The following is a 22,199-nucleotide window of genomic DNA, read 5'->3' as shown; positions in this document are numbered from 1 at the left end:
CGCGAAGTAATGAACTGGGGGGAACTTGAAATTCAGGTTCCCTTCGGCGAATCTCACAATAGCAGACCGGCATGAAGATGCAGTCTGCTGAATCACGTATACGGAGGAATAAAACAATGGCTATTACAGCAGCAATGGTAAAAGAGTTAAGAGAAGTAAGCGGTGCTGGTATGATGGACTGCAAGAAAGCTCTTACAGCTACCGAAGGTGATATGGACAAAGCAATGGAGTTCCTGAGAGAAAAAGGACTTGCTACTGCTCAGAAAAAAGCTGGCAGAATCGCAGCTGAGGGTATCGTTATGCTGAACGTATCCGAGGATGGAAAGAAAGCTGTCGCTGTAGAAGTAAACGCTGAGACAGACTTCGTTGCAAAGAACGAGAAATTCCGTGGCTATGTAGCACAGGTTGCAGAGCAGGCTATGGATACAACTGCAGCAGACGTAGAAGGATTCCTGGCAGAGCCTTGGAAATTCGATACCAACGAGACCGTTGGCGAAGAGCTGGCTCATCAGATCGCTACCATCGGCGAGAACATGAACATCCGTCGTTTCCAGCAGGTAAAAGAGGAGAACGGTTTCGTTGCTTCTTATACTCATATGGGCGGTAAAATCGGTGTTCTGGTTGACGTTGAGACAGATGTTGTAAACGATGACCTCAAAGAGATGGCTAAAAACGTTGCAATGCAGATTGCAGCTCTTCGTCCGCAGTACACAAACCGCGACGAAGTAAGCGCTGATTACATCGCACATGAGAAAGAAATCCTCATGGCTCAGATTCAGAACGACCCGAAAGAGTCTCAGAAACCGGAAAAAGTTATCCAGGGAATGATCCAGGGCCGTATCAACAAAGAGCTCAAAGAGATCTGCCTGCTTGACCAGGTATACGTAAAAGCAGAAGACGGAAAACAGTCCGTAGCTCAGTACGTAGCACAGGTTGCTAAAGCAAACAACGCAACCGTAGCAGTAAAAGGTTTCGTTCGTTTCGAGACCGGTGAAGGAATCGAGAAGAAAGAAGAGAACTTTGCTGAGGAAGTTGCTAAACAGATGAACGCATAATTCAACTGTGAATTTGTAAAAATAACGCAAAAATATAAAACCCTCATAAATGTGCAGAAAATACACGATTTATGAGGGTTTTTTACTGTCACAGGCAGTATCCATCGGAAATGCAGTAAGTGCCCTGAAGGATACCGTCCCCGGAGATTTCCCGGCAATGAATCTTTCGGAGATTTGTGAATTAATCCAGGAACATAAATCGAATGGTCCGGTAATGGAGATGAAACGTTAAACATAAGAAAAGAGGAACAAATTTGAAAAAACAAGACAAAAGAAACTGGCCGAAAGCAGTGATTCAGATCCTTTCTTTCCTGCTGATCCCGGGCTTGTTTGAGGCGCAGTTTTCTGCGGTTGGGACGATTATTTCCGCAGTTTATCAGGGGACGGTTTCGTGGGAACGGATCAGGTATTCGGTATGGATGGTGCTGGCGACGGTTCCGGCGGTGATTATTGTGGGACGGTTTTTCTGCGGATATTTCTGCAGCTTCGGGGCTGTGCAGGATTTTCTGTGGTTTGCAGGAAATAAGCTGAAAAAGCGGTTTCGAAAAGCAGGTGCGAAAAACCTGCATTCAAATTCAAAGAAGAGTGGAAGAAATGTTCCAACAGGCTGGATCAAATATGGTGTGCTCCTGTTCTGGGCAGTCTTCGTATGGAGCGGTATGATAAAATGGAACATCGCAGGGCCGTGGCAGGTATTTGGACAGTACAGTTCCATCGGACACTGGCCGGGTGTGAAGCCGATGTTTTCGATTGGCGGTGCGCTGATTCTGGTGATTTTCGTCGGATCCGTCTTAATCCAGCGCTTTTTCTGCCGGTATCTCTGTCCCATGGGAGCCATCTACAGCCTGATTTCCAGATGTACTCTGTTAAAAATTGTAAAACCGCGGAGCAAATGCGGAAACTGCCGTCTCTGTACTGCAAAATGTACCATGGGAATTGATCTGACAGAAAAAGAGCAGACGGCAGGCGGCGAGTGTATTGGATGCGGGGGATGTATAAACGGATGTCTGAAGAACAATGCACACTGGAAGTACCGATACAGCGTGTGGATCGGTGTCGGGGTGACCTGCCTTACGATTGCAGCGTCACAGTTCCTGATCCGGAGCGAGAGCGGTTCCGTTGGTAAGACAGCAGGTGATGCGGCCATTGATACGGCAGAACAAAATCTGGACAGCAGATTCCAGGACGGCACTTATTCCGGAAGTGGAGAAGGCTACCGCGGAACCGTGACCGTTTCCGTAAAAGTGGAACAGGGAACGATAACCGGACTGACGATAGAGAACGCCGAGGATGATCAGACATATCTGGACAGAGCAAAGTCAGGAATCTTTTCGGAAATCATGAAAAAACAGAGTGCCGAGGAGATAGATACCGTTTCCGGCGCCACCTACAGCAGTAAAGGGTTGATTGAGGCCACTCAAAATGCGTTAAAAGAAGCCGCCGGAGATGAGAATACTGTACAGGAAAATACAGCATCTGAATCGACGGATACAACGGAAGAAAAACAGGCATTCCTGGACGCCGGCCGTTTCCACGACCTGAAAGACGGCATCTGCACGGGTACCGCCGATGCCTTCCGCGGGGATGTCGAAGTGCAGGTAACGGTAGAAAACCAGAAAGTGACCGACATCTCCATCCTTTCCTACTGCGACACCGAGGAATACTTTTTCCGTGCAGCGCCTTACGTGATAGGGCAGATGAAAGAAGAACAGAGCCTTAACATCGACGCCTTGAGCGGTGCCACCTACAGCAGCAACGGTATCATTCACGCCACCGCCAATGCACTCGAAATCCCGGAAGACGAATATGCACCGCGTCCTGGCCGGGATCTGGCACATAAGCAGAAAGAGCACGGTCATATTGTAAAACATACGATCGAGAGCCAGGAGCAGTATGAAGAAAAAGTAAAAGAATACGAAGACGCACAGAATTAAAAAACAAAAATAATCTCAAAATAAGCACTGTAAATACATCCATCTGTATTTGCAGTGCTTTTCTGCTGTAACAGAACCCCGCCTGACTGCATCAAAAATATAAAAAATTTAACAATCATTTGATATAGACCTTATAGGAACAGGATAGCAGTTAAAATACAAATGTGCTACGATCGTGATTGTAGTAAAAAATATTCTGAAAGAAATGGCAGGAACAGCAAAAATACAGCGGTTAGGCTGGAGTCTGGAATGGATGCAGCGCATATCTGAAAAAGGAAACGAAAACCTGGGACAGCTGGGATATACGGATCATTCGCAGAAACACTGTATGCAGGTTGCCCATCAGGCAGAGTACGGTGCACTTCTTGCAAATGAACTTTTAAAAGAAACGGATATGACGTTGGAAGACAGAGTAACCATCGTTCCTCGGTTCTGCAGTTATTGCAGCTGTAAAACTGGCAGGCGGAACGATCAACGTGGCGGTTGCATGCCTGGCGATTTTCTTTGCACTGGGATTTGTTTTCCTGAAAATTGCAGATCGGCAGCCGATGGCGGGGGAGAGATAAAACAGAACATAGCATAAAAAATCTCAAAGCAGGAGAGAAATCCGCTTTGAGATTTTTTGCGTTTCACTCCGGGGTTCCGCAATGAGAGGTTTTGTGGTACAATAAGCAGTGAGTCGGGCCGCAGGGGATGAGGGGGCCTGAAAAATATGAATCATACAGACAGGATGAAACAAAATGGAAAAAACCAAAAAACTGGCGGTAGGCATTTTAGCGCATGTCGATGCGGGAAAGACGACGCTGGCAGAGGGAATTTTATATAAAACAGGCCAGATCCGGAAAGCCGGAAGAGTGGATCACAAGGACGCCTTTCTGGACACGGAGGAACTGGAAAAAGCAAGGGGCATCACGATCTTTTCCAAACAGGCCGTGCTGAAGCTGAACGAGACGGAGGTCACACTCCTTGACACGCCGGGCCATGTGGATTTCTCGGCGGAGATGGAGCGCACTTTACAGGTCATGGACTATGCGGTTCTTCTGATCAGCGGTGCGGACGGCGTGCAGGGGCATGTGGAAACCCTGTGGCGGCTGCTCGCACGGTATGAGATCCCGGTCTTTCTCTTTATCAACAAGATGGATCAGCCAGGCACGGATGCGGAAAAACTGCTGGAAGAACTGCAGAGCCGTCTCTCAGAGCACTGCCTGAATTTCTCGCAGGATCTCCAGAACGCAGAATTGCTGGAAGAACTCGCCATGTGTGATGAGGACGTGCTGGAGCAGTATCTGGAAACGGGAAGCGTGGAAGAAGACCAGATCCGCACGATGATCGCAGAGCGGAAGGTTTTTCCGTGCTGCTTTGGCTCTGCACTCAAGATGGAGGGCGTGACGGAATTTCTGAAAATTCTGGACCGGTTTACAAAAACGCCGGAGTACGGCGGGGATTTTGGCGCGCGCGTTTTTAAGATTTCAAGGGACACGGCAGGAAACCGTCTGACGCATCTGAAAATCACGGGCGGCGTGCTGAAGGTGAAGCAGATGCTCGGCGAAGAAAAGGCAGACCAGATCCGTATTTATTCCGGTGCGGGCTATACGATGGTACAGGAAGCACCGGCGGGGACGATCTGTGCCGTAACGGGACTGAACAGCACTTTCTCCGGTCAGGGCATCGGCAACGAAACCGAGGCGGAAAAACCGGTGCTGGAGCCGGTGCTGACGTACCGCATCGAGCTTCCGCCGGACTGCGATGTCCATCAGATGCTTGGAAAACTGCGCCAGTTAGAAGAAGAAATCCCGGAGCTCCACATTGTCTGGAATGAGCGCCTCGCGGAAATCCATGCGCAGGTCATGGGTGAGGTGCAGATCGAGATCTTAAAGAGTCTGATCCACGAGCGTTTCGGCGAATGGGTGGAATTCGGAGCCGGAAATATTGTATACAAAGAGACGATCCGCAGTACCGTGGAGGGTGTCGGCCATTTCGAGCCGCTGCGCCATTATGCGGAAGTTCATTTGCTGCTGGAGCCGGCAGAACCGGGCAGCGGACTGCAGATTGGAACCGTCTGCAGCGAGGACACCCTGGACCGCAACTGGCAGCGTCTGATCCTCACACATCTGCTGGAGCGGAAGCATCCCGGCGTGCTGACCGGGTCGGAGATTACCGATATGAAAATCACGCTGGTCAAGGGCCGTGCGCACATTAAGCACACCGAGGGCGGCGACTTCCGCCAGGCGACGTACCGTGCGGTGCGGCAGGGGCTGAAAAAAGCAGAATCCGTTCTGCTGGAGCCGGTCTATGCGTTCCGTCTGGAAATTCCGTCGGAATCGACGGGACGGGCGCTGAACGATATCCAGCGGATGTACGGCAGCTTTGAACCGCCGGAAATGGAAGGCGATATGACAGTGATCACCGGAACCGCACCGGTTGTGACGATGCGGGATTATCAGAAAGAAGTGACTGCTTACAGCCGGGGACGCGGAAGAGTGTTCTGTACCTTAAAAGGATATGAGCCGTGTCACAACGCGGAGGAAGTGATTGCCTCCATCGGCTACGATTCCGAGGCGGATGTGGAAAATCCGACGGGTTCTGTGTTCTGTGCCCACGGGGCAGGCTTTGTCGTTCCATGGAATGAAGTGGAAGACCATATGCATCTGGAATACACGCTGGAAAATCCGGAAGAAGAAAGCGATTCAGCCGAATCTGCGGCAGACCGGAGCGGCGGAGCATCCTCTGTGCAGAAAGCAAAAAAAGCATCCGACCGCGTGCCGATGGCAGCTTCCCTGCAGGAGGCAGAGGAGCTGGAAGAAATCTTTACGAGGACATACGGCAAAGTGGAGCGGAAGCGCGCCGGTTTCGAGCGGCGGACACATCCGGTCACCTCGTCATCCGGCATCGGGGATCCCAAATATGCAAAATCAAACCGCCCGAAGGAGCCGCAGGAGGAATATCTGCTGGTGGACGGCTATAACATTATTTTTGCATGGGATGATTTAAATGAGCTGGCGAAGTATAATATTGAGAGCGCCAGAGGAAAGCTGATGGACATCCTGTCAAATTATCAGGGATATAAAAAAATGACGCTGATTCTTGTCTTTGATGCCTACAAAGTAAAAGGCAACCAGGGTGAGGTCGGCATGTACCATAATATTCATGTCGTTTATACGAAAGAGGCGGAGACGGCTGACCAGTACATCGAGAAAACGGTTCACAGGATCGGCCACAACGGCAACGTAACGGTGGCTTCCTCGGACGGTCTCGAGCAGATCATCATTATGGGAGCGGGCGCGCATCGTCTCTCCGCACGGGATCTGCGCACAGAGATTGAACATACAAACGGCCAGATCCGGGAAAACTATCTGGAGAAAGAACAGAAAACGAAGTCGTACCTGCTGGAGAACGCCTCCGGAGAACTGGGAGACTTTTTAAAAGAGCTGGAAGAAGAGCGAAAAAAAGAGAGTAAAAAGAGCAAAGGAAAGGCTTAAGATGAATTACGCAATCATACTATCGGGGGGAATCGGAACGAGAATGCAGATGGGGAATTTTCCGAAGCAGTATCTGGAAGTGGAAAAGAAACCGATTCTGCTGTATACGCTGGAGCAGTTTCAGAAAAGCAGTGCCGTTGAGAAAATCGTCATCGTGGCGGCAGATGCCTGGAGAGAGAAGATCCGCGGATGGATGGAAGAAGACGGGATTACGAAATTTCTCGCCTTTGCGGATGCCGGGGATACGCGGCAGGAATCCATTCATAATGGCCTTACCGTCTGCATGGAGGATTCCGTATCGGAGAACGACGGTGTGATCATCCACGACGGCGTGCGGCCTCTGGTGAGCGAACAGCTGATTGGCGACTGCCTTGCGGCGCTTGCCGATCATGAGGGCTGTATGCCGGTGCTGCCGATGAAGGACACGATCTATCAGAGCAGCGACGGAACGAAAATTGACCATCTGCTGGAGCGCAGCACGCTGTTTGCCGGTCAGGCGCCGGAAGCCTTCCGGCTGCATCCGTACGCGAAGATCAACCGGGAAGCATCGAAAGAGGAGCTGTCCCTCACAAGGGGAACGAGTGAAATTGCCTACCGCCATGGAATGGATGTGGCGATGATCCCAGGGGATGAGCGGAACTTTAAGATTACAACAAGGAGCGACCTGGAGCGTTTCTGTACGATTGTGGAAGGAGAAACGAAATGAGAGCATACGAGCTGCATGGAGTCAATGATTTAAGAAGGGAAGACATCGAAAAACCGGAAATCCCATCCGGCTGGGTTCTGGTGCAGGTAAAGGCATCAGGAATCTGCAGCTCCGATATTCCGCGGATTTTCACAAACGGAACATACCATTTTCCAACGATTCCGGGTCACGAGTTTTCAGGCGTGGTTGCCGCATACGGCGAGGGTGTGCCGGAAGAGCGAGTTGGAAAACGGGTCGGCATTTTCCCGCTGATCCCATGCCGCACCTGCCCGCAGTGCCGGCAGAAAAAATATGAGATGTGCGAACACTACGATTACCTCGGCTCGCGCCGGGACGGCGGCTTTGCGGAATACGTGGCCGTGCCGGACTGGAACCTGATGGAGCTGCCGGAAAACGTCAGCTTCCGCGAGGCAGCAATGCTGGAGCCGCTCTCTGTGGCGCTTCATGCGGTGAAACGAAGCGGTGTGAAGCCGGGCGATACCGCAGCAGTGATCGGAACGGGCATGATCGGTTTTGCAGCGGCAGCGTGGGCGAAAGCGCTCGGCGCCGAAACCGTTTTTGTGATTGGACGGGGCGAAGCAAAACGTGCGATCGCAGAACAGATCCCGGGCATCTCATATGTGACGGAAGAGGAGAGTAAAGCGATTCAGGCGGATGTTGTAGTAGAAGCGGTCGGAACGCCGCAGGCCGTTTCCGGTGCAGTTCTTCTTGCAAGACCGGGCGGAAGCATCGTGCTGATGGGAAATCCATCGGGCGATCTTGCGATGGAAAAGAACGTGTACTGGCGCATCCTGCGCAAACAGCTGAACCTGATGGGAACGTGGAATTCTTCTTATGAAAAAGATGAAGCCTGCGACTGGACGGAGGCACTCGATGCGCTTTCGAAGAAGAAAATCCCGGCACAGGCGCTGATCACGCACTGTTTCCCGTCCGAAAAGCTGATGGACGGACTGGAACTGATGAAAAATCATAAAGAGCCATACTGCAAAGTAATGGTTTCATGGGAGTAGAAAAATATGAGAAAAAGTCAGATATCGGCATCCATGATGTGCTCAAACCTTGTGGATCTGCAGGCGACGATCGATGTATTTGAAAAAGAAAAAGTCGAATATCTCCATATTGATGTGATGGACGGCGAGTTCGTTCCGAACTTCGGCCTTGGCGTCGACTACATCCGCGGACTGCGGGAACTGACGAGTATTCCGCTCGATCTTCATCTGATGATTAAAGACCCGGAGTACAAGCTGCCGTGGATCGGCATTTACAAAGAGGACATCGTGACGATTCATTATGAGAGCACTTTCCAGGTGCAGCGCGCGCTCGATTACCTCGTGCCGTACGGCTGCAAGCGGTTCCTCGCGATCAACCCGGCGACACCGATCGGGCAGATCGAGGAAGTGCTTGATTATATCGACGGCGTCAATCTTCTGATGGTGAATCCGGGCTTTGCCGGACAGAAAATTGTGCCGAGTACGCTGCGCAAGGCGGAAAAGCTGCAGAAATTTCTGCAGGAGATGCACCGGGAGGACATCATTTTAGAAGTGGACGGAAACATTACGAAGGAGCACGGCGCGACGCTGCGTTCCTTTGGAGCCAGCATTTTTGTGGCGGGAACTTCGAGCATTTTCTGCACCAATGTATCGCACTTCGGAGAAAAAATCCGGGAATTCCGGAAAGCAGTGGAATAAGAAAAAGAACTGCCTTCCCGGGATGCACGGTTTGAAAAACAGACGAATACTGTAAAGTGAGAAATGACGGAGCGTGTCATATGGTAGAATTGCTTCTGCTTGCTGCGGCGCTCTCAGCCGATAACTTTGCAGTAAGCATCGGATATGGAAGCAGCAATACGAGAATTTCACCCGGCATGACGGCGCTGCTGAATCTGTTTTGCAGTGCTGCCCTGGTTGCTTCCGCGCAGTTTGGAAAAAGATTTCTGCAGTCCGCAGGACCGGAATGGGGAACCAGAGTGGGTGCGGGCTGCTTTTTTCTTATGGGAACGCTGAAAATTTTCGAAGAACTGAGAAAACGCAGAAGAAAAAAGCAGGGAAAACCAGAAGCAAGACTGGAACATCTGGAAAAACAGCTCCACCCACTGGAATTTGGCCTGCTGGCGGTTTCGATGTCGGTGGATGGAATTGTCTCCGGCGTCTTTGCCGCGGATCTTCCGGTGACAGGAGGACAGATCTTTTTTGCCTCCTTCGCGGTCGGAATGGCGGCGATGTATGCCGGAACTGCCATCGGAAAAAAGACGGGGCAGAAAAACGGCGGAAACGGAGCACTGTTCGGAGGAATTCTGTTCTATTTACTGGCGTTTTTAAAGCTCACATAGAATTACATGTAAGAAAGAAAAACCAGCAGATCCCGGCGTAAAATTGACAAGCCCGTGCAGATATGCTATAAAAGTAGGAGGTTTGCTGCTGGAAAATTTAAAAAACAGATGCAGCAGACAAAGTAAGAGAGGAAAATACATGATTTCAGTAGTAATCCCTTCGTACAACGGTGCAGAAACACTGTTTCAGGCAATCGACTCAGTCCTTTGCCAGACAACAAAAACCCCGCTGGAAATCCTGGTGATCGACGACCATTCCACGGACGATACGATGGAAAAGATGGGGCGTTACGGAGAAAATGACCGGGTACGGTATATCCGGAATGAGACAAACAAAGGAGCATCCGCATCCAGAAACCGCGGTGTACAGCTCGCAAAGGGCGATTACATTGCCTTTCTGGACGCGGATGATTACTGGGATCCCGAAAAACTGGAAAAGCAGGAAAAAGCCCTTGCAAAGACCGGTGATGTGCTCTGCTGTACGGGTCGGGAGCTGATTTACGATCAGGAACCGGAAAAGCAGAAGATTTTTTCTGTCCCGGAGCGGATCACCTACAAAATGCTACTGCGCGGCAACGTGATCGGCTGCTCGTCGGTACTGGCCAAAAGAAGCGTTCTGCTGGAATTCCCGATGGAAAAGGACGAGTGCCACGAGGATTATCTGGACTGGCTGCGGATCCTGAAAAAATACGGGACAGCCTGCGGTGTGGATGAGCCTTTGCTGAAATACCGGCTGTCCAGCACAGGAAAATCGGGGAATAAACTGCATTCTGCAGGAATGACTTACCGTGTTTACCGCGAGCTGGGAATGGGAACGTTCCGCTCCCTGTACTGTTTTGCGTGCTATGCCGTAAACGGTGTGCGGAAGTATTACGGTAAGGGCAAAAAGAGAGGAAGAGATTGATGAACTATAAAAACAGGGAACAGTACAAACATCTGATGCGTGTCCTGGCGGTCGCGGCGATTGTGCTTCTGGAATGCGCTGTTTTTTCTGTGTTCTGGGACAGATACTATGCGAGCCACCTGTGGCTGGAGCCGTTCTGGGATAAGGGAAATCAGATTATCGTCGTGATCTACGGCATTTTTCTTCTGGTTTTCATGTACATTTACGGCGGCATGAAGATCGGCTACATGAAGGGAAGCAGCATCATCTATTCCCAGATGATGACGGCATTCTGTGCCAATGCGCTGATGTATCTGCAGATTATCCTGCTGTGGCGCCACCTGCCGTACATTCTGCCGATGGTCGGCATGACACTCGTGGACTTTGCGCTGGCAGGCATTGTATCCTGGCTTTTTGAGAAGACGTTTGCGCGTCTCTTTCCGCCAAGAGAGGTGCTTCTGATTTACGGTGAATACCCGATGGAAAGCCTGGAGCTGAAGATGAACCAGCGGCCGGACAAGTATATTGTAGCACATAAGGTGAGCGTGGAAGTGGGAGAGAAAGAGCTCTGCCGCCAGATTGACGCATACGGTCAGGAGGGCGTGATCCTGGGCGATCTTCATTCGGAGCTGCGCAACCGTCTGCTGAAATATTGCTATGCGAAAGAAATCCGTGTCTATCTGACGCCGAAGCTGTCGGATATTATGGTACGGAAAGCGGAAGCGCTCCATATTTTCGATACACCGCTTCTGCTCGCGCGAAACAGTGGTCTTTCGTTTGATCAGAGATTCTGCAAGCGCCTGCTGGATCTGCTCGTATCGACGATTCTTCTTGTGATCACGTCGCCGATTATGCTGATCGCAGCGCTCTGCATCAAGCTGTATGACCATGGCCCAGTGTTCTTTAAACAGAAACGTCTCACGATCGGCGGAAAAAAATTCTATGTCTACAAATTCCGAAGCATGATCGTGGATGCCGAAAAAGACGGCGTAGCCCGTCTGGCAACGAAGAACGACAGCCGCATTACGCCGGTCGGAAAGGTGATCCGCGCGACGAGAATTGATGAGCTGCCGCAGCTTCTGAACATTTTCAAGGGCGATATGAGCGTCGTCGGACCGCGCCCGGAGCGGCCGGAGATTGCAAAGGAATATGAGGAATCGATTCCGGAGTTTGCTTACCGTCTGAAAGTAAAGGCAGGCCTTACCGGCTACGCCCAGATTTACGGAAAGTACAACACGACCGCATACGACAAGTTGAAGCTGGATCTGATGTACATAGAGAGCTATTCGATTTTAGAGGATCTGAAGCTGATTCTTGCAACCTTTAAGATTGTCTTCACAAAGGAGAGCACAGAAGGGCTCGAGGAAGGACAGACGATCAGCCTGAACGCGAAGGAAGAGGAGAAAAAAGATGTTTAATACCGAGGACGAAATTCTGCGCCGGCTGCAGGAAAAAAATCTGGAAATGGCCGTTATGTTTTACCACTGGTGCCAGAGAAATCATCTGACCTGTTATCTCTGCGGCGGCGGCTGTATCGGTGCAATCCGCCACGGCGGCTTTATTCCGTGGGACGATGATCTCGACTTTTTCATGCCGCGGAAAGATTACGAGAAGTTCCTGAAAATCTGGGATACGCAGGAGGAGAGTAAAATCTACAAGCTCGAGTACCCGAAAGAGGGCTTCTGCAATGCGCACACGTTTGCGAACATCCGCGACAGCCGCACCACGCAGGTGAAAAAGGAGCAGGTCGATATGGATCTCTGCCACGGCGTTGCGCTTGATATTCTCCCGATCGAGGGCTATGCACCGGGAAACCTTGCGCGGAAATGGCAGGTGATCGAGGGAAAGATTTTCCAGCTCTTCTGCACGCAGGTTATTCCGACCAAAGAACGCCACGGCGCGTTTATGCATTACCTGGGAACGATTCTGCTGGCGCTGGCTCCGACGCAGAAGATGCGGTACCGGATCTGGAAGCAGGCAGAGAACTATATTACAAAATTTGATATCGACAGCCCACGGGTGGACGGCATCACCGAGATGTGCGCACCGCAGGCGATTCTCCGGAAATATCCGAAAAAGATTTTTGCATCGGCGATTGAGGTTCCGTTCGAGAATGAGTGCCTGCCGATTCCGGTCGGATATGACACATATCTGCGCATGGCGTTCGGCAATTATATGAAACTGCCGCCGAAAGAACAGCAGAAAGGGCACCACGATGCGGCGTTTCTGGATCTCGATCATCCGTATGAGCAGTATAAGGGGATACACTACTGCTGTAAGAAATAAAGAAAGAGGATAAAACAATGCCGGAAATTTCAATCATTACCCCGGTGTATCAGGCAGAAAAATTTTTAAAAAAATGTGTGGATTCCATTCTCTCCCAGTCTTTTACGGACTGGGAGCTGCTTCTTGTAGATGATGGAAGCACCGACAAGAGCAGTGAAATCTGCCGGACATACGCAGAACAGGATGCGCGGATCCGTTATCACCAAAAAGAGAACGGCGGCGTCAGTTCGGCGCGGAATGCGGGCGTTGCGCTTGCAGAGGGGCGTTATATCACGTTTGTGGACAGCGACGATTTCGCAGCGGAGGATCTTCTGGAAACACTGTATCGTCTGGCGGAAAAATATGATGCCGAAATGAGTATCTGCCGCGGATACGATCTCTATGAAGGAAGGCCGGTGCCGGATCTGAAACAGGAGGGAATCGAATCTGTGACCGACAGCGAGGAGGGACTGCGCCAGGTGATGAAGGCGCGCGTGTTCGGCGTGATGCCGTGGGGCAAGCTGTATCGGAGAGAGATTTTCGAGGGCGTTGTCTATCCGGAGAAAACAATCGCCGAGGATGCATACGTCATCGTTCCGTTAATGGAGCACTGCCGGAAGGTGGCCTTTTCCACAGCACAGAAATACTATTATGTGCACCGGCGCGAAAGCCTCACGACAAGCGGTTTTCGCTGGTCAGATCTGGGTTCGGTGGAAGTATGGGATCATAATCAGAATGTCGTGGAAGAACGCCACCCGGCGCTGAAAAAAGAAGCAGGTGTGCGCTGCTGCTGGGCGCGGTTTTTCGTGCTGGACAAGCTGATGCTGTTGGAAACCATGGACGCGGAGAAAAAGGCGCTTGCGAAGAGGCTGGCAAAAGAGCTTAAAAAGCATCCGCTTCTGGTACTGGAAGGCGATCACTTCACGAACGGGCGGAAAATCGCCTATCTGACCCTGTTTCTGGGAACCGGAATTTACCGGCAGTGCGTTCGTGCACTGTTCCGGAAAAGAAATTTATAAAAAATGCGGCAGAAACGAATGAGATTTTCGTTTCTGCCGCATTTTTATATGGATTTTTCTAGCTTTCTTTTTCGGAAAGCAGAACACCGTTTTTATCAAACACATACGTTGTTCCGTCAATTTTTTTCGTCCCGGTGACGCATCCGCCCCAGCTCTGGAAATAATATGTTTTTCCATCAATTTCTGCCCAGCCGGTCTGCATGGAAGCATCATCGTTGAAGTAATACCAGTTGTTTTTATAATAGAACCACTGCGATTTTCTCGCACCGCCCCAGCTGTAGGTAAAGTACCAGACACCGTCCCGGATCACCCATTGGTTTGCCGGCATGACGCCGTTTTCATCAACAAAATAAAGATTGTTATCATACGTAAAGGCTTCATCCGTTTTCCGTGTACAGTCCTCATTAATATAATAGTATTTATTCTGAAGCAGCAGCCAGCCTTCGTGTGCGGCACCGCCCCAGCTTCTGAGATAATAATAGTTTCCATCCCATTTCAGCCACTGGTTCTGATACATTTTTCCGCTCTTATTTACAAAGTAGAGATTGTTGTCATACAGGAAACTTTCGTTCTGCTTCAGGGAACCGTCCGCATTCATAAAATACCAGGCGCCATCGATCTGATACCAGCCATTGGTTACGCAGGAATATTTCTGTACATAATACCAGGCACCGTCATGGTACAGCCAGGTGCTGCCGGAAATACCGCCCCAGGAAAGAAATTTGACGCGGTAACCGTTTAAGGTAAGTGTCGTATTGCGTGCGGCACCTCCCCATGTGTAAAAATAGTACATCGTTTTGGTCTCCGGATCAGCGTGCCATCCGGACGAATACATAATACCGGTATCCTTGGCGAGATAGTACCAGTTGTTGCTGATAAACTGCCATCCGGTCTGCATCTCACCGCTGCCGGAAAAATAATAGTAATCTCCATCAAGCAGAAGCCAGCCTGTTGCCATAACGCCGTCCGCGCCGAGGTAATACGTTTTGTGGTCGAGGGTGAGCCAGCCGGTATACGGTGTTTCATCATCGTTGTAGTAATACCATTTTCCATCCCGTTTTACCCAGCCGATGACGTGGCGTTCGTTTGTGATCACGCCGTTTTCATCGGAGGTATATTCGATGCCCGTTTCTGTGTCGCGCCAGGAAGTGGAGCATACGAGAAGATGGCTGCTGTCTGCATAATATTTCTGTCCGCCGCGGGTGAAAAATCCGCTGTACGGGATGCCGTCATGATAAGCAACGAGCTTGGAAGAACGGCCGCGGTAAATTTCATAGGTATCATCCACGTTGGAAGTGACCGCGGAACCGGAAAAGTCAGCAATGACTGCCGGAAGATCGCCGGAATATTCTGTCGTGGAAAATACGCGCAGCCCCAGAGAGGTCAGGGTCTCGACGGTATCGTTATCCATAATACGGAAGTCACCGGTCTGGATAAAATATTCCGGGTTGACGGCAGCAAGATAGTCTGCATCGACAGCATTCGGATATCCGTGATGATTGGAAGTCATCAGATCAATGCTGTACAGCCCGTAGTTCGAAACAATCCGGCTGGCATCGCCCTCGACGTCGTCGATATCGCTCGTCAGAAAAGCGCGGTGGTCGTTTGCGGAGGCAATTACACCAAGACAGAACTGGTTGGCGTCCTCTTTTGGACTTGTGAGATAATCTTCCTCGTAGTTGACAATCTGGATCTGGAAATTTCCAAAAGCAAAATCAGGAGATCCTTCTTCTGCGGAGGCGGCACCGGGATTCAGATGCTGGATCAGGGTCACACCTTCAGTCTCTTCTACAGCAGTAAGAAGCTGGTCGTAGACATAAAGATTGTCCCAGAGACGCGCAGTATTATAGATATAACTGTCATCATACGGGAGCAGATAAACCCGGTCGGGGGAATACAGCCGCACGATGGTATCGCCGGTTCCAATATGGTCGCTGTGCGGATGTGTTGCAACATAAAACTGCAGATTATCGGAGGTGACACCGAGGGAGTCCAGGTAGGAGAGTACCTCATCGTCGTAGCCGGTCGACGTTGTGATGCCGCTGCGCAGCGGATAACGCGGATCAGATCCGTCAGGGTAATCCCAGTCCTCGCCGGAGTCTACCATGCCGAAAATTTTCTGGCCATTATCGTCTACACTTTCCAGAACGATGGCATTGGAGCCGCTGCCGAGTGTCAGAATGTGAATTTTTGCTGTAGTATCAGCCGCATGTGTGTTTTCCGGGGTGAGAAAAAGAAAAGCAGCGGCAAGGGATGCCGCGCCGATGGAAAACACGGATCTGCGGGTATGCCGGGAAAAAGGCATATCAATGGCTCCTTTCGTAACATATATCATTAAAACAAAAAGTAAAACAGCCGGGTGGAAAATAAGCGCTCAACATCACAATTATACAAAATTTCAGGGAAAAGTCAATGTTTATTAGAATTTCGATTACTTGACGCAGACAGGGCATCATGTTAGAATGAGTGGGATTGGGAATGTAAGGAAAAGAAAGGAACCAAACATGATTACCTTATTAAAAATGCCGGCACTGTTTCTGGGAATGCTCGCAGTGTTCTGCTGCCTGGGTTCTTTTTTTATCAGAGAAAACAGGTATGAGAGCGGACATCTGGGTGAAACTGTGCTGTTTGGCTTTATTGCATATTACTTCTTATTTGAACTGATTTCTGTGCCGATGATGGTGCTCGGTGCAAAACTGCATCTGCTCGCATGGGTATGGGCTGCTGTTGTGGCTGTCCTTGTAATTGCTTCCATCTGTCTTCATCTGGGAATGTGGAGAGAGTGGGGAAAAAGAAGCGGCGGTTTATGGAGAGGAAAGACGGCAGCTTTTTATGTGATGCTGGTGCTGATTGGAATCCAGCTGTATTTTGTTGCTGCACTGCAGGAAAACGGCAGTGCGGATGCAGCGTATTATGTGGGAAGTGTGACAACGAACCTTGCGACAGATTCCATCAGCAGCTTTGACCCATATACAGGAAAAGCACTGGATTTTTTTAACATCCGTTATGTGTTCAGCATGTATCCGGCAGCAAATGCAGTACTGTGCCGTTTAACGGGCCTTCATCCGCTCGTAGTGACGAAGGTGATTCTCTGTATGATGACGGTAGTTTTAAGTTATCTCGTCTATGCACAGATCGGAAAGGCGCTGTTAAAAGAAAAACAGATGGTATGGGTGCTCCTGTGCTTTATTAGTGTTGTGAATCTGAATTTTCATACGATCTTTTCGAATGCGTCGTTCCTGCTGACGAGGGGATACGAGGGAAAGGCCGTATTGTGCAATATCATCCTCCCGTTTCTGTTTTATCTTGGTCTGCGCATGTATCAGGAGAAAAACGGAAAGAGAGTCTGGCTGCTGTTTTTCATGACAGGCGTCGCTGCGATTGACCTTACGATGTCATCCATGATGACTGTACCGGTGGCCATGAGTGCTGTGATTCTGCCGAATCTTGTGCGGAAAAAACGCTGGGGACAGAGCAGGCTCTATCTGCTTGCTGTGCTGCCGTGTGTGCTGGTGCTTGGGGTCTATCTCCTTGGTGTGCGCGGTATCCTGCAGATTCCGGTTGTGCGGTAGAAAGGAGAAAATGTGGGCGGAATAAATCTGAATGAGAGCGGCCTCGATTTTGTGAGACAGGTCTTTGTGACGTTTGGAGGAAACACAACCGTACTGACGCTGTTTCTGCTGTCGGTGCTGTATCTCGCTTTAAAAGGAAAAAAGGAAGAGCGGTATGTGTTCGTAACAACCGCTGTTTTTCTGGCCTTTACGGTATACAATCCATTTGCGGTGAAATATATCCTGGGAAAACTTGGAATGGTCAATGTCTATTACCGGTTTTTCTGGATTCTGCCGATGGTACTGACCATCGGATATGCCTGCACGAAAGTTGTGGGCGGGCAGAAAAAAGGCTGGAGACGGTATCTGACCGCGGCTGCGCTGGCAGCGGTCATCTGTTTTGGCGGAAATTCCGTACTGGCTGGCGGACTGCCGAAGCTGCCGGATAACCAGTACAAGATGCCAGATGATCTTCTGGCCGTCTGTACGGTGCTGCACGAAGAAGCGGGAGAGGGAACCGTAAGAGTTGTATTTGAACCGGATTTCAACCTGATCGTGCGGCAGTATGATGCTTCGTTTGAACTGGTTCTGGACCGCGATATGGTTCTGACCTATCAGGGCTCCAATACGGTATCAACCGATGCACTGACCGAGCAGGAAATTGAAGACGAAACAAAGATCCTTCAGATTATCACACAGATGGATCTGTCGCTGGATCAGAAAGAATTTTACAGAAGTCTTAGGGAAATGAATGCAGAGTATATTGTACTTTCGAGCAGTTCAGCGGCAGTATCCTATGTGGAAACAGCGGGGTGCATCCCGGTAAGAGAAGTAGAAGGGCATATCATTTTCCGCGTGGAAGAAAAGTAAGAAGGAGGACTTGTTTTTGAATAAGGCAAAAGATTATATTCAGCTGCACCTGAATATCCTGCTGTTTTCTCTGACGAGTGTGTTCTCGAAAGCAGCATCGGTTCAGCTGAACCGGGGAGGAATCAAAAATCCTCTATTATATGTATTTTTATTTCTGATGGTTGCAAACTGTGGCATTTACGCTATTGCATGGCAGAAGGTAATCAAAAAATTCTCTTTGTCAACCGCATATGCAAACCGCAGCGTCTATCTGATCTGGTCCCAGATCTGGGCCGTGCTCATTTTTCATGAAAATCTGACGGTAAAAAATATCATCGGCCTTCTGATTGTGCTGGTGGGAGTTATGGTGGTGCAGCGATATGAATAAATATATGATTTTAATGCTGATCTGTACAATGTTTTCAGCAGTATCACAGATTCTGCTGAAACAAAGCGCCAACGAGGAGCATGCATCTGCACTTCGCGAGTATCTGAACTGGCGCGTGATTGTGGCGTATCTGATTTTTGGCAGTGTACTTCTTTTAAATACGTATGCCTACACACAGGTAGATTTGAAATACGGTCCGGTGTTGGATACCTTTACGTACGTCTTTGTCCTGCTGCTTTCCTTTGGCGTTTTGAAAGAAAAGGTATCAAAAGGAAAGCTGATTGGGAATCTGATTATTATCCTGGGAGTACTGGTGTATACATTGCCGTAAAATGTTCCGATGATGGAAAGAAAGCGATATCAGCTAAGCAGTCCTTGTCCTTTGAAATAGGGGGTCTGCGTACAACAAACGAACGGCTTTTGATTATGAATAAGAAAAAAATAGATTATCGTTTTAAGATATTATATGCTGTGGCGATTCTGATGGTTGTTGCGGGACATTGTGATGGTGGTGGAATTTCTTTGGACTTTGCGCAATGGTTTCCGTATGAGGGAATCCATCTGGCGCTGTTTACTTTTTGTTCAGGATATTTTTTTAAAGATGCAGCACTGAAACGACCGGGGAGATATGTCTGTAAAAAGCTTCGTACCCTGATACTTCCAATGTATGGGTATACGATTGCGTATGGGCTGCTTGTCAGGTTATTACATCGGTGGGGCTTTCAAATCGGTGGAAAATTTAATTTGCACAATATTCTGATTTCACCTTTAAACGATGGGCATCAGTTTGTCCTTAATATGGCCGGCTGGTATATTGTGCCCTTGTTTATGGTAGAAATATTAAATTGTATGATTCGGGCATTTTTTAAGCGAAAAGGATGGCAGATACCGGAATGGATATTTTTTGCAGGGGCAGTACTTATTGGAATGGGCGGCAATTTTTTGGCGATTATGGAATATCGCACCAGCTGGTGGCTGACAGTGGTCAGAATTCTGTATTTTGCTCCGTTTTATGCAATGGGTATTTTTTATAAAAAGATACTGGAGAAATATGTGGACAGGATTCCATCTGTAGTGTATTTTGCGATTGTGTTTGCTGCAAAACTTATGATTTTTCTTCATTATAAAACTAGGTTGGCTTATACGCCAGCGTGGTGCAATGACTTTAATCAAGGACCGGTCATGCCAATTATTATTGGTTTTTTGGGAATTGCACTTTGGATGCGGATTGCAACGATAATGGAACCAGTATTTGGAAGAAAAAAGTGGATTAATCTTCTTGCAGACAACACATTTTCGATTATGGAAAATCAGTTTTTGGGTTTTTTACTTGTAAAAGTTGCTTTCGGAACAATTGCGAATGGCACAAAGCTGTTTTTGAAGTTTGACTGGTCAAGATGTAAAAGTGATATTTGGTGGTATTATATGCCGAAGGACGTAGAACAGACAAAAATTCTGTATTTATTAGCAGCGATTTTTGTTGCCTTACTGATCCAGTGGATCCTTACACAGGTGAAAAAAATGGGAAAAAACATATTTTTGTACGTAAGACAATAGTTAAGCGTATACTGCTTTAAATATTTTGCAAAATAAAAATCCCGCAGAAAAAGAAATGAAAACTTTTTCTGCGGGATTTTATTTTATATTGCATAGATCTGAATCGTTATCAAATTTTTATTGATAATCGATAGGAGACAGGTTGTGAGGATCATCTTCCGCAGAAGAGCCTAGATGTCTGATGGTTTTGGAATTATCCTCATTTTCAGAGAAATCGTCCTCATCTATTCCAGAAGAAGAACTTTCGACTGTGGAATCCAAATCGTTTTCTGTAAAAGAAGAAGCGGAGGAAATGTCACTTACCGAAGTGGAGTCGGGTGTTTCCTCTTCCAATTCAGGATTTGTATCGCAAGGACCCTCGATGAGATGGTAATCCGACTCGGAAAAATGATACCATTTCCCATCCTCAAGCTTTTGCCAGCCGGAAACCGCGTGGCCGTCCTTATCAATAAAATAAGACTGCTTACCGTCAGCCCAGAGCTGATGTGGATTGTAAGTTACCCATTCGTTATTGGCAAATCGATCTTCTTCCTTAATATAAAATTTCTGATATTCGCCATCGCCGACCCAGACGGGGGTAAGATCAGCATCAAGTTCATCGAAGAATCGGGAGCCCATAGAGAGCTGGCGATTCAGTTCATCGAAGCCAAGTTCTTCGGCAAGTGTAGGCTTGTCTGAAAAAAGATTCGTACCAAGTCCAAGACGGTCACCGTCAATGACAGCTCCAAGGCTTGCGAGAGTAGTTGGGAACATATCCATCGTGGTGAAAATCCGATTTTTTTCATGAACCGGAAGAATGGGTGAATTTAAAATAGCGTTATAAGTAGAACGTTGATAATCTTCATCGATGTTTTCACAAAAATCAGAGTCCATGGTCAGATGATCACCGGAAAGAATTATAGTCGTGTTTTCATAAAAAGGCTGTTCCTTGATCCAGTCTATAAACTCACTGACACGGGAACTGGAGCAGTCAATCACCATACCGTAGTGGTCATCTCCGTACTGCTTTTCATCACACTCGTCACATTTGTAGCCGTCCTCGAAGTGGGTGGCAACAGTCAGCATACTGAAGTTGAACGGTTCGTCATTCTTGGAAATCTCCGTCAGTTTATCTTTTGCATACTCAAACAGTTTGGCATCTTCATAGCCCCACCACTGGTAGTAGCCTTCCGGGATCAGTCCCTCGCTGATCGCCCAGTAGTAATCGTCAATTTCATAATCACCGTGCGAAGTGAAGTAATTCTTCCGTCCGCCGAATGCGGCATCGGAACCCATCATAAAGTACTGTTTGTAGCCGGCTTCATTGAGAACGTCGCCAAGTGTTGAAAGCTGCGGAAAAAAGCTGTCCTGATAAGCCATCTCATTGCCTTGAATCGAAAGCTTCAGCGGAAGACCGGAAGTCTGTGCAAAGAGACCGCCCATGGTCCAGGTGGTTCCGGTTGTCGGATAAGCGCCGCCCAGCTTGTCGGAGTTGGAAAAATTGATATTGTCCAGGGCAAGATTAGTCAGGGCGGGAATAAAATTGTGGTCGTAAGCACCGCCGTCTTTTTTATCAGAATAGGTGCTTTCCATTGATTCCAGATAAATATAGATCAGATTCCGTTTCTTTTCCGGGAATGTAATCGTTGTCTGGGACGGATTGACGTAATTATCTTCGATCAAAGTGCTGTAGCTGTTCTGAATGTGCAGGTAAGTATCGATATCCAGCGTCGTCCAGACATTATAAAGAGAATAGGAAGAAAGAGCGATTCCCAGGGCAATGCAGATGCAACCGAGAATGATTTCCACTTTCTTCCGATGGCGCAGGATAATAAAAAGCGCGATCAGAATAGCAAGAACGGCAAAAGAGATCATGCCGCAGGACCAGACGTAACTCCAGAGCACATCCTTGCTGGTACCCTCAAGGGGTGCCTTTAAGTGATAAACAAGTTCTTCCATATCAAGATGCGCCCAGGTCGCGAGCATCCAGCGGGAAGACGTAAAAAGAAGGATCCCAAGGAATCCTAACAGAACGGAAAGAATGGAAAAAAGTATCTTTCCAACATGCTGTACTTTTTTGCGAGACACAGTAAATAACCTCCAGTTTTCTTTAGTGTTTTATAATAGGTAACAAACAGGTAGCGTTAGGTATAAAATATAACTGGGAACTTACGATATTATAACAGAAACTTTACGAAAAAAATA

General features: G+C 48.6%; 18 protein-coding genes. 16 read left to right on the top strand and 2 right to left on the bottom strand.

Annotation, left to right across the window (positions count from 1 at the left end):
* Window positions 1-116: 116 nt before the first annotated feature.
* The 11 genes from tsf to DWX32_RS08035 all read left to right on the top strand — a co-directional run bounded on the left by tsf (window position 117) and on the right by DWX32_RS08035 (window position 13,670).
* Complete coding sequence (gene tsf / locus DWX32_RS08095; protein ID WP_022461153.1) at window positions 117-1,055, top strand: translation elongation factor Ts; 939 nt, start codon at window positions 117-119, stop codon at window positions 1,053-1,055.
* 254 nt (window positions 1,056-1,309) lie between these two features.
* The gene (locus DWX32_RS08085) at window positions 1,310-2,989 is read left to right on the top strand and encodes an FMN-binding protein (protein WP_118595168.1); all 1,680 of its coding nucleotides are present in this window, start codon (window positions 1,310-1,312) and stop codon (window positions 2,987-2,989) included.
* Window positions 2,990-3,729: 740 nt separating this feature from the next.
* A complete protein-coding gene (locus DWX32_RS08075; protein WP_118659606.1) occupies window positions 3,730-6,468 on the top strand; it encodes a translation factor GTPase family protein in 2,739 nt (912 codons plus the stop codon).
* A 1-nt stretch (window position 6,469) separates the two neighbouring features.
* Entirely contained in the window at window positions 6,470-7,174 is a 705-nt protein-coding gene (locus DWX32_RS08070) for an IspD/TarI family cytidylyltransferase (protein WP_022462996.1), read from the top strand.
* Complete coding sequence (locus tag DWX32_RS08065) at window positions 7,171-8,184, top strand: galactitol-1-phosphate 5-dehydrogenase (RefSeq protein WP_118595170.1); 1,014 nt, start codon at window positions 7,171-7,173, stop codon at window positions 8,182-8,184. The genes DWX32_RS08070 and DWX32_RS08065 overlap by 4 nt, the downstream gene beginning before the upstream one ends.
* 6 nt (window positions 8,185-8,190) lie before the next feature.
* Window positions 8,191-8,862, top strand: a complete 672-nt coding sequence (locus tag DWX32_RS08060) for a ribulose-phosphate 3-epimerase (RefSeq protein ID WP_118595171.1) — start codon at window positions 8,191-8,193, stop codon at window positions 8,860-8,862.
* 80 nt (window positions 8,863-8,942) lie between these two features.
* On the top strand, window positions 8,943-9,503 hold the full coding sequence (locus tag DWX32_RS08055; RefSeq protein WP_055219426.1) for a manganese efflux pump: 561 nt from the start codon (window positions 8,943-8,945) through the stop codon (window positions 9,501-9,503).
* 139 nt (window positions 9,504-9,642) lie between these two features.
* Window positions 9,643-10,407, top strand: a complete 765-nt coding sequence (locus DWX32_RS08050) for a glycosyltransferase family 2 protein (RefSeq protein ID WP_117804423.1) — start codon at window positions 9,643-9,645, stop codon at window positions 10,405-10,407.
* On the top strand, window positions 10,407-11,804 hold the full coding sequence (locus DWX32_RS08045) for a sugar transferase (RefSeq protein ID WP_118595172.1): 1,398 nt from the start codon (window positions 10,407-10,409) through the stop codon (window positions 11,802-11,804). The genes DWX32_RS08050 and DWX32_RS08045 overlap by 1 nt, the downstream gene beginning before the upstream one ends.
* Complete coding sequence (locus DWX32_RS08040; RefSeq protein ID WP_118595173.1) at window positions 11,797-12,672, top strand: LicD family protein; 876 nt, start codon at window positions 11,797-11,799, stop codon at window positions 12,670-12,672. Before DWX32_RS08045 ends, DWX32_RS08040 begins: the two co-directional genes overlap by 8 nt.
* A gap of 17 nt (window positions 12,673-12,689) precedes the next feature.
* The gene (locus DWX32_RS08035) at window positions 12,690-13,670 is read left to right on the top strand and encodes a glycosyltransferase family 2 protein (protein ID WP_055219419.1); all 981 of its coding nucleotides are present in this window, start codon (window positions 12,690-12,692) and stop codon (window positions 13,668-13,670) included.
* 58 nt (window positions 13,671-13,728) lie between these two features.
* Here the strand turns inward: DWX32_RS08035 and DWX32_RS08030 are convergent, their stop codons facing one another.
* Window positions 13,729-15,975, bottom strand: a complete 2,247-nt coding sequence (locus tag DWX32_RS08030; RefSeq protein WP_055227573.1) for an MBL fold metallo-hydrolase — start codon at window positions 15,973-15,975, stop codon at window positions 13,729-13,731.
* Window positions 15,976-16,174: 199 nt separating this feature from the next.
* Here DWX32_RS08030 and DWX32_RS08025 point away from each other — a divergent pair, with 199 nt between their 5' ends.
* The 5 genes from DWX32_RS08025 to DWX32_RS08005 all read left to right on the top strand — a co-directional run bounded on the left by DWX32_RS08025 (window position 16,175) and on the right by DWX32_RS08005 (window position 20,015).
* Window positions 16,175-17,242 carry a DUF6077 domain-containing protein gene (locus tag DWX32_RS08025; RefSeq protein ID WP_118659604.1) on the top strand — a complete coding sequence of 356 codons (1,068 nt, stop codon included), beginning with the start codon at window positions 16,175-16,177 and terminating at the stop codon, window positions 17,240-17,242.
* Between the two features lie 12 nt (window positions 17,243-17,254).
* Window positions 17,255-18,091: a hypothetical protein gene (locus DWX32_RS08020; RefSeq protein ID WP_055227571.1), complete on the top strand. Its 837-nt coding sequence runs from the start codon at window positions 17,255-17,257 to the stop codon at window positions 18,089-18,091.
* A 16-nt stretch (window positions 18,092-18,107) separates the two neighbouring features.
* A complete protein-coding gene (locus tag DWX32_RS08015; RefSeq protein ID WP_055265337.1) occupies window positions 18,108-18,458 on the top strand; it encodes an EamA family transporter in 351 nt (116 codons plus the stop codon).
* Window positions 18,451-18,789, top strand: coding sequence for an EamA family transporter (locus DWX32_RS08010; RefSeq protein ID WP_022462983.1), 339 nt, complete (start codon window positions 18,451-18,453; stop codon window positions 18,787-18,789). The genes DWX32_RS08015 and DWX32_RS08010 overlap by 8 nt, the downstream gene beginning before the upstream one ends.
* Before the next feature lie 95 nt (window positions 18,790-18,884).
* Window positions 18,885-20,015, top strand: a complete 1,131-nt coding sequence (locus tag DWX32_RS08005) for an acyltransferase family protein (RefSeq protein WP_055227568.1) — start codon at window positions 18,885-18,887, stop codon at window positions 20,013-20,015.
* Window positions 20,016-20,132: 117 nt separating this feature from the next.
* Here the strand turns inward: DWX32_RS08005 and DWX32_RS08000 are convergent, their stop codons facing one another.
* Window positions 20,133-22,082 carry a sulfatase-like hydrolase/transferase gene (locus DWX32_RS08000; protein ID WP_243001857.1) on the bottom strand — a complete coding sequence of 650 codons (1,950 nt, stop codon included), beginning with the start codon at window positions 22,080-22,082 and terminating at the stop codon, window positions 20,133-20,135.
* Between the last annotated feature and the right edge of the window lie 117 nt (window positions 22,083-22,199).

The organism is Blautia sp. AF19-13LB (genome assembly GCF_003479105.1).
Classification (GTDB): domain Bacteria; phylum Bacillota; class Clostridia; order Lachnospirales; family Lachnospiraceae; genus Fusicatenibacter; species Fusicatenibacter saccharivorans.
The sequence above is the reverse complement of the archived record's forward strand: the minus strand, read 5'-3'. Positions and strand labels throughout refer to the sequence as shown.